14 protein-coding genes are annotated in these 13,485 nt (G+C 42.3%); 2 read left to right on the top strand and 12 right to left on the bottom strand.

All coding sequences use genetic code 11. From position 1 onward, the window contains the following. Nucleotides 1-16: 16 nt before the first annotated feature. The 4 genes from ACYQ3L_RS02270 to ACYQ3L_RS02255 form a co-directional block, all read right to left on the bottom strand. Nucleotides 17-940 (bottom strand): DnaJ C-terminal domain-containing protein, encoded by a 924-nt coding sequence (locus tag ACYQ3L_RS02270; RefSeq protein WP_379997839.1) that lies wholly within the window; start codon nucleotides 938-940, stop codon nucleotides 17-19. A 109-nt stretch (nucleotides 941-1,049) separates the two neighbouring features. Next, complete coding sequence (locus tag ACYQ3L_RS02265; RefSeq protein WP_379997837.1) at nucleotides 1,050-1,637, bottom strand: 3'-5' exonuclease; 588 nt, start codon at nucleotides 1,635-1,637, stop codon at nucleotides 1,050-1,052. Then, entirely contained in the window at nucleotides 1,631-2,206 is a 576-nt protein-coding gene (locus ACYQ3L_RS02260) for a DUF5063 domain-containing protein (RefSeq protein ID WP_379997835.1), read from the bottom strand. Before ACYQ3L_RS02260 ends, ACYQ3L_RS02265 begins: the two co-directional genes overlap by 7 nt. A 116-nt stretch (nucleotides 2,207-2,322) precedes the next feature. Beyond that, the gene (locus tag ACYQ3L_RS02255) at nucleotides 2,323-3,060 is read right to left on the bottom strand and encodes a DUF5131 family protein (protein ID WP_379997833.1); all 738 of its coding nucleotides are present in this window, start codon (nucleotides 3,058-3,060) and stop codon (nucleotides 2,323-2,325) included. 73 nt (nucleotides 3,061-3,133) lie between these two features. Here ACYQ3L_RS02255 and ACYQ3L_RS02250 point away from each other — a divergent pair, with 73 nt between their 5' ends. Beyond that, the gene (locus tag ACYQ3L_RS02250) at nucleotides 3,134-3,259 is read left to right on the top strand and encodes a hypothetical protein (RefSeq protein ID WP_379997831.1); all 126 of its coding nucleotides are present in this window, start codon (nucleotides 3,134-3,136) and stop codon (nucleotides 3,257-3,259) included. A gap of 122 nt (nucleotides 3,260-3,381) precedes the next feature. Next, entirely contained in the window at nucleotides 3,382-4,701 is a 1,320-nt protein-coding gene (gene ffh, locus ACYQ3L_RS02245) for a signal recognition particle protein (RefSeq protein ID WP_379997829.1), read from the top strand. Nucleotides 4,702-4,768: 67 nt separating this feature from the next. Here the strand turns inward: ffh and ACYQ3L_RS02240 are convergent, their stop codons facing one another. The 8 genes from ACYQ3L_RS02240 to ACYQ3L_RS02205 all read right to left on the bottom strand — a co-directional run bounded on the left by ACYQ3L_RS02240 (nucleotide 4,769) and on the right by ACYQ3L_RS02205 (nucleotide 13,311). Beyond that, nucleotides 4,769-5,977 (bottom strand): vWA domain-containing protein, encoded by a 1,209-nt coding sequence (locus tag ACYQ3L_RS02240; RefSeq protein WP_379997827.1) that lies wholly within the window; start codon nucleotides 5,975-5,977, stop codon nucleotides 4,769-4,771. A 192-nt stretch (nucleotides 5,978-6,169) separates the two neighbouring features. Beyond that, the gene (locus ACYQ3L_RS02235) at nucleotides 6,170-6,973 is read right to left on the bottom strand and encodes a M48 family metalloprotease (protein ID WP_379997825.1); all 804 of its coding nucleotides are present in this window, start codon (nucleotides 6,971-6,973) and stop codon (nucleotides 6,170-6,172) included. Nucleotides 6,974-7,218: 245 nt separating this feature from the next. After that, entirely contained in the window at nucleotides 7,219-7,956 is a 738-nt protein-coding gene (gene ubiE / locus ACYQ3L_RS02230; protein ID WP_379997823.1) for a bifunctional demethylmenaquinone methyltransferase/2-methoxy-6-polyprenyl-1,4-benzoquinol methylase UbiE, read from the bottom strand. Nucleotides 7,957-7,977: 21 nt separating this feature from the next. Continuing rightward, the gene (locus ACYQ3L_RS02225) at nucleotides 7,978-8,544 is read right to left on the bottom strand and encodes an ATPase (RefSeq protein ID WP_379997821.1); all 567 of its coding nucleotides are present in this window, start codon (nucleotides 8,542-8,544) and stop codon (nucleotides 7,978-7,980) included. Between the two features lie 95 nt (nucleotides 8,545-8,639). After that, complete coding sequence (locus ACYQ3L_RS02220; protein ID WP_379997819.1) at nucleotides 8,640-9,590, bottom strand: phosphoribosylaminoimidazolesuccinocarboxamide synthase; 951 nt, start codon at nucleotides 9,588-9,590, stop codon at nucleotides 8,640-8,642. 606 nt (nucleotides 9,591-10,196) lie between these two features. Beyond that, the gene (locus ACYQ3L_RS02215) at nucleotides 10,197-11,183 is read right to left on the bottom strand and encodes a PhoH family protein (RefSeq protein WP_379997817.1); all 987 of its coding nucleotides are present in this window, start codon (nucleotides 11,181-11,183) and stop codon (nucleotides 10,197-10,199) included. 190 nt (nucleotides 11,184-11,373) lie between these two features. Beyond that, nucleotides 11,374-11,979, bottom strand: a complete 606-nt coding sequence (locus ACYQ3L_RS02210) for an SIS domain-containing protein (protein WP_379997815.1) — start codon at nucleotides 11,977-11,979, stop codon at nucleotides 11,374-11,376. A 120-nt stretch (nucleotides 11,980-12,099) separates the two neighbouring features. Then, a complete protein-coding gene (locus ACYQ3L_RS02205; protein WP_379997813.1) occupies nucleotides 12,100-13,311 on the bottom strand; it encodes a cofactor-independent phosphoglycerate mutase in 1,212 nt (403 codons plus the stop codon). Nucleotides 13,312-13,485 lie beyond the last annotated feature (174 nt).

The following is a 13,485-nucleotide window of genomic DNA, read 5'->3' as shown; positions in this document are numbered from 1 at the left end:
CGTTGATACTTTAGGGTTAAGACTTCGCTAACTTTTCGAACAATTCCTTTTGTTCTTTATTCAGACTGACGGGTATCTCTATCGAGTATGTTATAATAAGGTCTCCAAACTGTCCGTCTTTTTTGTACACAGGAAATCCTTTGCCTTTCAATCTTACTTTTGTTCCATTCTGAGTCCCTGCCGCTACTTTCAGTTTTACTTTTCCGGTAAAGGTGTCTACGGTCTCTTCTCCGCCAAGAACAGCTGTGTACAGGTTCAGGTTGGCATTAGTATATAAATCGTTCCCTACCCGTTTAAATTTAGGATCTTCTTCTATAACAAATGTAATATACAGGTCGCCATTCGGCCCGCCGTTTTTACCAGTTGCTCCTTGTCCGGTAAGTTTTATTACCTGCCCGTCGGAAACTCCGGCAGGAATGGTTATGCGCAGGTTTTTACCATCCAAAGTGAGTGTGCGTTTATGGGTTTCAGATGCATCGCGCAGGCTTAAATGCAGTTCCGAAGTATAGTCTTGTCCTCTATACCCTCTGCTTTGACGGCTGCTACCCGACGAAGATCTTCGTCCTCCAAACAGCGATTCGAAGAAATCGGAAAATCCCCCTTCATCCTCTCCTCCGAAACTATACGAACCTCCCCCGAAACCGCCAAAGCTGCCATAGTCGGCAAAACCACCATTTTGAGATTGCTGCTGACGGGCTTTTTCGTATTCTTCGGCGTGCTTCCAGTTTTCGCCGTATTCATCATATTTCTTCCGCTTTTCGGGATCGGAAAGCACTTCGTTAGCTTCGTTTATCTGCTGGAACTTCTTTTTCGCTTCTTCATCATTTGGGTTGATATCAGGATGATACTTTCTGGCCAGTTTGCGGTATGATTTCTTGATATCGTCCGCACTGGCTGCTTTAGATACACCCAATATGCTATAATAATCTATGAATGCCATATGTGATTAATTTCAAGATTTAAAAATTTCATTATTCAAAGATTGGGAAAAGCAATCCTCGACTCTTCATTTTATCTCTTAGTCTCTCTGTAACTCCCGCTTGGGGGGATCAGGGGACTATTTTTTCCCTTACTTTCAACTCATTATATATTCTAAGGCAAGCCCATGCATCAATGGCAGCATACATTTTCTGTGCATCGGATAACACATCCGCCTCCCAGTTTGACAGGCGCTGGCCTTTCGATATCCTTTTTTCAAAAAGTATGCCATAAATACGTTGTAAACCATTGTCTTCGATGCCATAACTTTTCACAAAAGACTGGAGTTCAATGAAATTGGATGGGACGAAAGCTGCATTCCGTTTATGAATGGCTGAAAAATCGTCTTTTAAAGAGAGCCCTATTTTTTTTATTGCCGGATTTACCAGAATTTCTGCCAAACAATCAGGTAACCCTATTATATTCAGACGAAAAAGAAAGCAGGTGTCATCTGTGGATAATTGCATCAGTGCAATCTGATGGGATACACCTTTACGGAAAGCCGGCCGGGTCTCAGTATCGAATCCGATAGCCGTTTGTTTTTTGAGATAAGCAGCGGCTTTCTCAGCCTCACTTTCACTTTGTACAACAATTATCCGCCCTTCGAATTTTTCCATTGGCATTACGGATAATTCTTCTTTTGAAATTGTTTTTACCATAATTCTTCACTATCAGTCTGTTCAAGGTCTTCGTCTCCGAGTATATCCGGTTCTGTCGGGTATTTTATCGAATGCAATGCCCGTAATACGTTCACAAGCTTTTGTCCCCAGTATGTTTTGAAGTTTTCCATACATACATAGAGGGCGTCATTCATATTTTCGGTAATACCCCGTTCGAATATGGTGATAAAGTTCTTTGTATCCTGATAGATGTCCGCAAGGTCCTCACTTATACTCGCCGATATAGGCGTTTCACTGTATTTCATATCCTGAAGGAATACTTCGAGGTACGTATCGTTGTTTACGTATACGTTGTATAATTTGGAAGTGATGAAATTGTATATGTCTTCCGTAACTGTTATCTCCTGCTCTTCATCATTTACCGTATCCGTTTCCGGTACGAGGGTTGCCTTCAGATATAGCAGAGGAAGGAGCTTTGTCAGTTTATCGGTCAGTTCGGTTTCCGTGATTTCATCGAAATTTTCCAGAAAAGCGCAATATTGCACGGCTACTGTTACGAATTCAATCGCATCTTTCGAATATACAATTTCTTTTAGTTGATCTGTCATTGTTGTTCCTTTTTTTCTCCGGTACATTTTAACGCACGGATTTTTCTCTGTTTTTTATAAATAACAAATTTAGGCGATTATTTGTTAACTAGCGAAAGGAAAAGATATTTTAAATTTTATCTTTTCCCAATATACTTCTTATAATCTATTCCGGCTTTCCTCGCCTGCGAATGCTGCATCCGGCGGGGTATCGTATATGATTTCCCGTCTTTTATGAAATTCGTTCCTGTTTGTTTGAACCAAAAAGAGATATTGTTTTCTACACATAAGTCGTGTATTTCCATTATCCAATCAAAATCACATGCCCGTGTATCTTTTCCTGATTCTCCTCCGGCAGTGACATGTTCCACCCATGATCCTATATCATAAGGTTTCAGGTCAACCCTTTCCAATAGAGGTTCGCAGATGATTATCTTGTGTTTGACAGGAGCTTCTTTGTAAATAGGTAAACGGTAATCGGCCCTTTCCTGATTTTCCACCGTGCAGGCTATGGTTACATTATCGTATCCTTCTCCCCAATCTTCGGGCAGGCCTATATGTAATCTGTCGATTCGCTTGGTTATCATCAAAAAGTTGAGGTCGCTGCGCTCACGCATCATACTCCATGCCTGGGGGCGCCATTCATCGGCATCAGCATGGAAGAAGTCGGATGTGAAGCAGGTAAAGACATCTCCGCCGGGAGGAATTTTATATTCTCCGTTTCGTTTTCTCTTTACAGGCTTATCGAAATCCTTGGTCTGCTTAACAATAGTGCTGTCTACACCGCGTCTGGCATCACCACGATACATATAGCAATTGAGACAGCCTGCGCTTATTTTGTGGCAGCCATGCCACGGATTCCAAAGTGATGACATCAGAAATGAAAATCTTTATCTATATAGTGAGAGAGTTTTATAAAATGTAAATATACAATGTTTGAATAAAATAATGAAAAAGTTAAATGTATTATTAAATGAGACAGGAGCAGGCAGGATATGCGATACAAGTTGCTTGCTGTTAACCGGATTGAAGCGTAGATTGCCGGAACCAAAGCGGGGAAATAAGGATTTCTGATATCATTTGGCATATACATATAATATCCATGATGAGAAAAGCACAATCAGTTTTTCACTTTATAGCAAAAGTTTATATCTTTGTGCTCCCATATAGCATTGATAATAAATAACAACAATAATATGTTTGAAAGTCTAAGTAATAGATTAGAACGCTCGTTTAAGATCCTGAAAGGTGAAGGTAAGATCACCGAAATAAATGTAGCCGAAACGCTGAAAGATGTACGCCGCGCATTACTCGATGCCGACGTTAACTACAAAACAGCTAAGCAGTTTACCGAAACCGTTAAGGAAAAGGCATTAGGACAGAATGTACTTACTGCCGTGAAGCCAGAACAGTTGATGGTGAAGATCGTTCATGACGAACTGGCCGCCCTGATGGGAGGTACGGCAACCGATATAAATCTGAAAGGTTCCCTGGCTGTTATACTTATGTCGGGTCTTCAGGGTTCGGGTAAGACTACTTTCTCGGGTAAGCTGGCTAAATTGCTGAAATCGAAGAAAGGCAAGAATCCTTTGCTTGTAGCCGGAGACGTTTATCGTCCTGCTGCTATCGAGCAGTTGAAGATATTGGGTACGCAGATAGAAGTTCCTGTATATTCGGAAGAAGATAACAAGAATCCGGTGCAGATAGCCCAGAATGCGATCAAGTTTGCCAAGCAAAACGGAAATGACCTTGTAATTATAGATACTGCCGGACGTCTGGCCATAGATGAGGAGATGATGAAGGAGATAACAGCGGTAAAAGACGCTGTGAAACCTGATGAAATCCTCTTTGTAGTAGACTCCATGACAGGGCAGGATGCTGTAAATACCGCCAGGGAATTTAACGACAGGCTCAACTTCGACGGAGTCGTACTAACCAAGCTGGATGGTGATACCCGAGGTGGTGCTGCGTTGTCTATCCGTTCGGTAGTGGATAAGCCGATCAAATTCGTGGGTACAGGCGAGAAGATGGATGCACTCGATGTATTCCACCCTGAGCGTATGGCCGACCGTATCCTCGGTATGGGTGACATCGTTTCACTCGTGGAAAGGGCACAGGAGCAATACGATGAGGAAGAAGCGCGCCGCCTGCAAAAGAAGATTGCAAAGAACCAGTTCGACTTCAACGACTTTATCGGGCAGATACAGCAGATAAAGAAGATGGGTAACCTGAAAGATCTTGCTTCCATGATTCCGGGGGTGGGTAAAGCAATCAAGGATCTGGACATTGATGATGATGCCTTCAAAAGTATCGAGGCTATCATCTACTCCATGACACCGAAAGAAAGGTCTCAGCCTGAAATCCTGAACGGAAGCCGTCGCCAGCGTATTGCCAAAGGTAGCGGTACATCTATACAAGAGGTGAATAAGCTGATTAAGCAGTTTGACGAAACCCGTAAGATGATGAAGATGATGACACAGATGAAGGGAGGCAAGATGCCTAAGATGAGGAGATAATATCCTTACAAATAGATAGCTTAACCCGGCCTGTGATATCGCAGGCCGGGTTTTTGTTGTATATACATTATCGTTTAGCTTTCCCTTCCAGTTTGATGTCTTTTTCCTGTGCCTGTATTTGTACGGCTTTGTAGATGACATCGTCAAACGAGCTTTCTACTTTGTCTTTATCCATTTTTGATAGTTCGGCTTCTATATACTGCTGGCGTTGTTTGCTCAGGTTTTTTATTTCCTGTTCCAGTTGCTTGCGTTTCTCTATCAGGGCATTTACATAGGCCTGGCGCTCTGAGGCAGACATCTTCTTCATTTGGTCGGGTAAATCTGCAGCAGGGATTTCTGTAAGGGCCTTGCCGGACATTACTTCTTTGACCAGTTCTTCCGAGCCATAATAAGCGTCTTTGTTCGCCGCCGACAGGTTATATTCTGCCCGTCTTGCATTGATAGCCGCATCACCCCTGCTTACTTTTGCGCTCTGCATCTGCTTTACTTCTGTCAACTCAGATGATTTGCCGTAATAGAGCCGGGTCTTATCCAGTTCGTACTGTAGGGAGTTGATACGGTCATCATAAGGAGTCCTTACCTCTATGTTATTTACGCTCATATCCGTCTGCACATATTCTCCTTTTGTCTCAGAGGCAATCTCTTTCCATATGCGGGTGGCAGTAGGTTCATTCCCCATGAGGATGGTATTGATTACAATCCCTTTCTTTATGGCTTCCGAGCAGGTTTCAGGATAATGTACGTCGTTTCTGTAGTCCATATGCGGAGGATAATCACCCACAAGGAATATAGCTCTGTAAGTATTAGGTAAGTTGTCCCATTGCATCTTATTCACACCTTCATACAGTGCCTGATTCACACTTTCGGGTCCGTCTCCGCCTCCCGATGCATCCATAGCCATCAATTGCTCGTAAAGATTGTCCATATCAGTGCCTAAAGGAATAATTCTGGTTATAAAATCATCCCCCCTGTCACGATAAAAGAGCATACCCACTTCGATATCGGGAACCGGTTCGCTTTGGGAAAGGCTGCTTGTTATGGACCATATCTTTTCCTTTGCTGCCCCTATCAATCCCGACATGCTGCCGGTGGCATCTAGTAGAAATACTATCTGCATTTTTGGTCTGGCTGTACGGTCTGCTTTCTCTTGAAGCTCACTTGCCGGTAATGCAGGTGTGATAGAACGCCCCGGATTTTTGAGGAAGGCCACGCATGTACAATAGATGAATATACTTACAGGAAGTATCGATAATAGAATGTAAAGTCGCTTTTTCATATGCTTTAGTATTATGTTAATTACCACTTATTTCTAAAGCAAATATAGACTACATTGATAATACAAACAGGGCAAAACGGGTGAACAGGCTTTCTTAATTGGTGAAAAAGGATTATGACTATTCTACAGAAGGAAAAGCAAGCCTGCGAAGTCATACTTTGCAGGCCTGTATATCTGTCTGGTCAACGAATCTTATTTGGAAGAGATTAGAGACGCGCGGAGTGAATTGTTCGAATTAACTCCGATAAACTTAGAGGCGGCACTTAGCTCAGCTGTATCATCATCAGCTGCGGCCTGATCGGCAGTTTCCATTTCAGCGAATTTGTTTAATGCAGATACTAGAGCATTGGCAGATACATTGTTCTTTGTCAATAGATTGTATGCATATTCATCTGCTTTCTTGTTTTGGTCGTCAGTATAAGGAATCTGTATAAGTTCGTTGACTACCGTCCCCATTTTGTCTCCTGAGAAAGAGAGCAGTTTTTCCAATTGTGCAGAACCTGCTTTAGTTGCATTATCCTCAGATGCGACTTTTAATAGTGAATCACGAACATCCTTGTTTGCTATGTGCCCTATCTGAGTAGAAATGACAGCCAGAAGCTCTTCATCAGACAACATATCCATCATACCTGTATAGATACGGATACTTCCGTCGGATGTGGCAAGGATATTTACTTCAGGGTTTTCATATACTTTATAGTTAAGGCTTAGTCCGTCTACAGAAATATAGTCTGTAGCTACCAGGCTTGCTAGTCTTTTGTAATAGTCTGAGTCCTCCCCGGCAATAGTATTGTTGTTATCCATAAACTCTACCATTTTCACGGATACCTTATTGGCTACTATATCAGAAGCCATATCTCCGGCGACATCGCCTACAGCTTTTGTTACAGACTTACTTGCATTTTTTAAGGCTTTTCCGAATTGGGCATTTGCAGGAAGTGATAGTGCGCACATAACAGCAACGGATACTGTTGCTAAAAATAGTTTTTTAGTCATAGTTCTTAAAATGTTTGTTATTAAATAGTTCGATTTATGTAGTTTTATTAATAAATATTCTTTAGTGTATTTTATAAAGTTATCCCTGCGGGAAGCAATCCTTTTCGGAAAGCAAATATATTATATTATTCCCGAACGGAAGAACTATAACTTAAAAAATGAAACTTTTAATATTTTCCTTCTCCTTTCTCTGGTATAGATAAATTTGTGGGGAAAAGATAATATTATTTAATATTAAGTTTTACTTATTTAGAAGCCAGATACATAGAGCATGTACCCATTGTGTATGTTTTATAAGATGCTTCCGTGAATCCGTTCTTTAAAAGCGTGTTGATCATATCTTTACCCTGAATAAAGGCTTGTATGGATTTTGGAAGGTAAGAGTATGCCGTTTTATCTTTGGATATAATCCGGCCTATTGTGGGTATAAACAGATTTGTATATAGCCAGTAACCCTGCTTCATCGGAAAATGCGCGGGAACAGTAAGCTCCAATATCATCAATTGTCCTCCCGGTTTCAGCACCCGTAATATTTCCTTGAGCCCCTTGTCGAGATCCTCGAAGTTGCGCACTCCGAACGCGACCATGGCAGCGTCAAATGAGTTATCGGAAAAAGACAGCGCCATGCAATCCTCTTTGGCGAAGCTGATTTTATCTGATAGTCCTGCTTTAGCGGCTTTTTTCCGGCCAACCTCTATCATTCCTTCCGATATGTCTATGCCGAGTATAGATTGCGGCTTCAGTGTATCATAGGCCTGGATGGCCAGATCGCCGGTACCGGTGGCAATATCGAGTATGGTCTGAGGATTCAGCTTTTTGAGCATGGATAGTCCTTTCTTACGCCAGCTGATATCTATTCCCATCGACATAGTACGGTTCAATATATCGTAGTTTCCGGCAATAGAGTCGAACATGCGTTCTACTTGAGCCCCTTTGCTTTCGGAGTCGGAATAAGGAACTATTTTCTCGGCGTCGTAAGTCATTTCAGTTGAGGATTGTTGTATTTATACGTTTTTAAGATAGTAGAATATATCTTCATCGTGAATGTCGATGATTTTTGTCCTGTTACCTTCTGCGATCATCCGGAAGGGGTCTGTAGAATTATCCACCAGAAGCCAGTAATCGGCAATGGGGATAAACATGGAGAAAAGGTTTCTCATACCGGCGTAATAGCGCCTTACGACTACATCGTCGTCTACATGGTGCCCACCGAAGCGGACGCGTTGTTCGACACGTCTGATAGCCAGTTCGGGCGATTCGAGCCAGAAGTAGATAAGAGTAACAAAATAGCCTTCCTTCTGCGCCCTGCGTATGAAGTTAGCGTATGATTTAGTTGCCAGCGTGGTCTCTATAGCAAAATCTTCCTGCATGCGCAGCATTTCATTCATGCGCATAATCATAAGGCGGCCTGCATCGATAGCCACCGTCTCGGGCTGAAAAGGGGAGAGGCCTTTGGCTATTTCATCGGCATTGATAAACTCCTTACAGTCGAGCATTTCGGGGAACATGGCATACGACGCGGTTGTTTTTCCCGCGCCGTTACAGCCTGATATAATATAGAGATTCGGCATCTAAACTAAGTAATAGATAAATTTAATTATATACTTTCGGACCACAACTTGTTTTTGTTGTTTTGCTTACCCGAATAATAAAAAGGCCTACGGCCTTAATCTCTCTTTTTTAAATATTCGTTTATATTCTTTTCAAGGCGTATAGCGACATCGGCAGCTTCCGCCTTTACAAATTTTTCACCTACTATCTTTTCATATAGTTCGATGTAGCGTTCCGAGACGGAGTTGCAGTATTCTTCGGTCATTTCAGGCACCTTCTGCCCGTCTTTTCCCTGGAATCCGTTATCCATTAACCATTTGCGTACAAATTCTTTCGACAGTTGGCGTTGTTCTTCCTCTTTGTCGAACAGTTCCTGATAAGTGTCCGCATAGAAATAGCGGGAAGAGTCCGGTGTATGGATTTCGTCGATCAGATAAATCGTGCCGTCTTTTTTCCCGAACTCGTATTTTGTATCTACAAGTATCAGGTTCTTCTGAGCTGCCATTTCGGTTCCACGTTGGAACAGCGCATAAGTATATTTTTCCAGTTGCTCGTATTCTTCTTTGCTTACCAGTCCCTGAGCGATAATTTCCTCTTTCGAAATATTCTCATCGTGTCCTACATCTTCTTTTGTAGTAGGAGTGATGATAGGAGTAGGGAATTTTTCATTTTCTTTCATTCCTTCCGGTAGCGGCACTCCGCAAAGCGTCCTTGCACCGGCTTTGTATTCGCGCCATGCGCTACCGGTGAGATATCCGCGGATAACCATTTCCACCTTATATTGTTCGCATCTCAGACCAACGGTTACCATAGGGTCCGGGGTATCCAGCTTCCAGTTAGGGACAATGTCGGCAGTAGCATCCAGAAACTTGGCTGCAATTTGGTTCAGGACTTGTCCTTTGTAGGGAATACCCTGTGGTAATACAACATCGAATGCTGAAATACGGTCGGTAGCGATCATCACCAGTAAATCGTTACCTATTGAATATACGTCCCTCACTTTGCCATGATAAACGTTTGTCTGACCCGCAAAATTAAAATCTGTTCTTACTAAAGTATTCTTCATTTGTTTAAAAATCTAATTTGTTCAGTCTTATAACAAAAAAGTACGCTCAAAGTTACGCCAAAGTTGCTTAAAAAGCAATAAAGATGTTAATTAATAGCATGCTCCTCCAAGTTGCTGATAGCTGTGTAAGTAAAACTAAAACTTGACAAATCTGACAACTTTTGCACAATTTTTTATCTGGTGTTTTATCTAAGTATTGTGAAACATTTAAATATGTCATTAATTTTTTTCTGATTACTTACTTTTTCATTCTGAAATTCCAGTATGCCGGCTGCTTCTTATATAGATAAATCAGATTGGGAGTATTGCAATTTAATTGATAATCTTTTTGTGTTTTTATACAGAGCTTTGCTAATAAGAAAGAGGGTGTGTCAAAAGTATTTTTTACTTTCTATTTACATACGCTACGCTCCTGTGACCGTTGGTTGTCATGTTGAACGGAGTGAATTGAATTGAAAATCGGCGGAGCCAAAATCGCCGAAGCGAAGGCGAGGCAAATATCTTGTTTCTCAGGGTTGAGATCCTTCGTTACACTTAGGATGACAAAGAGGGTAGCACATTGATAGTGCTGTTCCCCTTTTGACACACCCTCTTTTTCTAATAAATCTATATTCTTTCACCTTTTACGGTTTTTGCTTTCATCTCTTCCCGCTTTTCCCTTTTATCCTCTCTTTCGTATGCATCCACAATGCTCTGAACGAGTTTGTGACGGACAATATCGGTCTTGTTAAACTCGATATAGCCTATCCCTTTCACATCTTTCAGTATGCGCAGGGCATGTTTTAGCCCCGACTGCTGGGACGGCGGAAGGTCTATCTGGGTAATATCGCCCGTGATAATCATTTTGGCGTTCATACCCAAACGGGTGAGGAACATCTTTATCTGGTGCGTGGTCGTATTCTGGGCTTCGTCGAGGATGATGATAGCGTCGCTGAGGGTCCGACCGCGCATAAAGGCTAAAGGGGCTATCTGTATCGTCTTATTTTCGATATAATCCTTTAGCTTGGCTGGGGCTATCATATCTTCGAGCGCGTCATACAAAGGTTGCAGATACGGATCTATCTTATCTTTCATATCTCCGGGCAGAAAACCGAGCTTCTCTCCGGCTTCCACTGCCGGACGACTGAGGATTATCTTTTTCACCTCTTTATTTTTAAGGGCTTTTACTGCCAGAGCGATAGCTGTATAGGTTTTTCCCGAACCCGCGGGTCCGATACCAAACACCATATCGTTTTTGTAAAAGCTGTTTACAAAATTCTGCTGGTTGGGAGTACGGGCAAAGATAGGTTTGCCGTTCAGCCCGTAGATAATGAGGTTGTCCTGCTTGATTGTGTTGGGCGATTTTCCTTTTACAATGTCTATTATATCTTCTTCTGTCAGTTTATTCCGCTCATTCGCATATTTCTCGAGTTCCCTTATCTTTTCTTCAAAGAGAGGGACATCTTCCGCATTACCGATCGCTTTTATGGCATTGCCACGCGCTACGATACGCAGCTTTGGAAAAAGGGTTTTTAATAATTGTATATTGGCGTTGTTTATCCCGAAAAAGACAACAGGGTCTATATGTTCTAAAATAATTATTTGTTCTATCATTCAATTCTGTATCAAGAATGTACCATGTGATTTATTATGTTTTGTCGGGTAGCGGTATGTAATGGTATGCAAAGATAAGGATATTCGATAATATATTTCGTTATTCATTCATAATTAAATTATTCTTTCAGCCAATAATATGCAAGGATGGATATTGTTGGCTGAAAGATCTAAAAGTTATTCAGAAAAACTATTTGCTCATCTCCCTCGATTTATCGCCCAGATATCCCCCGTGGTGGCGTTTGGCATAATCGGCGGGTGAGAAGCCGATTCTTTTCATTGTACCCACTACAAGTATATCGCCTATTACGGTCATTACTGTGGTAGAAGTGGTCGGGGTTAGTCCAAGATTGCATACTTCACCGGGCCGGCCGGTAAGGATGCAGACATCGGATTTCTGGGCCAGTAAGCTATCCGGGTCACTGGTGATGACAATAAACTTTATATCCTGAATAAGGTTTTTTGCAAGAGATATCAGTTCGATAATCTCCCGTGTCTTTCCCGAATTGGAGATAGCCAGAACGATATCGTTTTCCTGCAATATCCCTAAGTCGCCATGCTGGGCCTCACTCGGGTGCAGGAAGACGGACGGTGTCCCTGTAGAACTGAATGTGGTTGCAATATTTTGTGCTATTTGCCCGGCTTTTCCCATGCCGCTGGTCACCAGTTTGCCTTTCTTCTTGTTTACCTGTTCTACAATAAGGTCTATGGCTTTTGTATAAGCGTCACTCACCGGAATATTCAGTATCGCACTCGCTTCGGTGCTCAACAGGGAACGGATATCTTCAGTATTCATGCATTTAATTTTTTGCTACGTCAAAGATATAACATTTATCTCATTTTATACAAAAAGGTTTCGGTCATGAATCCGGAGGCATAATATTAAAGAAGATAATCCTAACAGCTTCTGAAATCCCTATTTGCCACTAAACAAAGTTTCCATAAATTCCTTCCCTTTTATCAGCCCGTATGCGCCCTTCGGCGATTCGAACTCATCATATACCTGTACATCATCTGCTTCCCCGTCCGGACGGTAGATAAGGAACGGTATAGGCTTGTTTGTGTGGGTCTTTATGTCACACGGGGTAGGGTGGTCGGGCAGGATGGCGATAGTAACCGGCTCGTCCCAGTCCTTAGTAGCTTCATATATAGGCTTTACAACGCGGTTGTCAAGAAATTCGATCGTCTTTGTCTTTAGTTCATAGTCGCCTTCATGCCCGGCTTCATCGCTGGCTTCGATGTGAAGATATACGAAATCATCGTTTTTCAACGCTTCTATGGCTGCCTGCGCTTTTCCTTCATAGTTGGTATTCCACAATCCGGTGGCCCCTTCTACATGGATGAGTTTCAAACCTGCATATACACCGATACCCATAATAAGGTCTACCGCGGAAATTACCGATCCGCTTTTTATTCCGAATAATTCCTGTAATGTCTGCATCTGCGGACGGTATCCCGGAGACCATGGCCAGATGCTGTTTGCCGGGTCTTTACCTGCAGCGATCCTTTTTTTGTTTACGGGATGGTCTTTCAATAACTCCTGTGACTTTAAGATCAGCTGATTCAGGTAATCGGCGGTTTCTTTTGCGTCAGGTGTTTCCGGCTTTATCAGAACGTCTTTGAACGGAGTCCCTGTAACATCGTGGGGGGCTGTGCAATCGAGGTTTTTATTTCCTCCTTCAAGTTTCAGCAGGTGGCGATATGATACGCCCGGATAGAAACTTGCTTTACCGTCATTGAGTTCTTTATCCAGAAAATGAATAAGCTCTGCCGCTTCTTCATTCGAGATATGCCCTGCCGAATGATTCTTGATTTTACCGTCTTCGATGCAAATCAGGTTGCAGCGCATAGCCATTTCTCCCGGCAGAATATCCACTCCCATACTGGCGGCTTCGAGTGATCCCCTTCCTTCAAAAACTTTCGGCACGTCATATCCGAGTACCGATAGGTTAGCTATTTCACTACCAGGTTTAAATCCGGGAGGGATAGTATCCAGTTCACCGCTTTTGCCTTTGGCGGCAAGCATGTCTATATATGGTTTCCTAGCCACTTGTAATGGCGTTTTATTTCCTAAGGCGGCGATAGGCTCATCGGCCGCACCATCGGCGAGGATTATGATTGTTTTCATTTTTTAGTCTATTCTGCTTACAATAAAATACAAAATTGACGATAATTTATCAAAAAAACAATTATAATTGCATTTAGCTTACAATGGCGAGCGATTGTTGCATATCATTCTTATAACCGGAGAATGTTAAAATCTGACAACCAACGGTCACAGGAGCGTAGCGTATGTAAATCT

The organism is Dysgonomonas termitidis (genome assembly GCF_054657735.1).
This window is presented reverse-complemented; position numbering and strand designations above follow the sequence as displayed.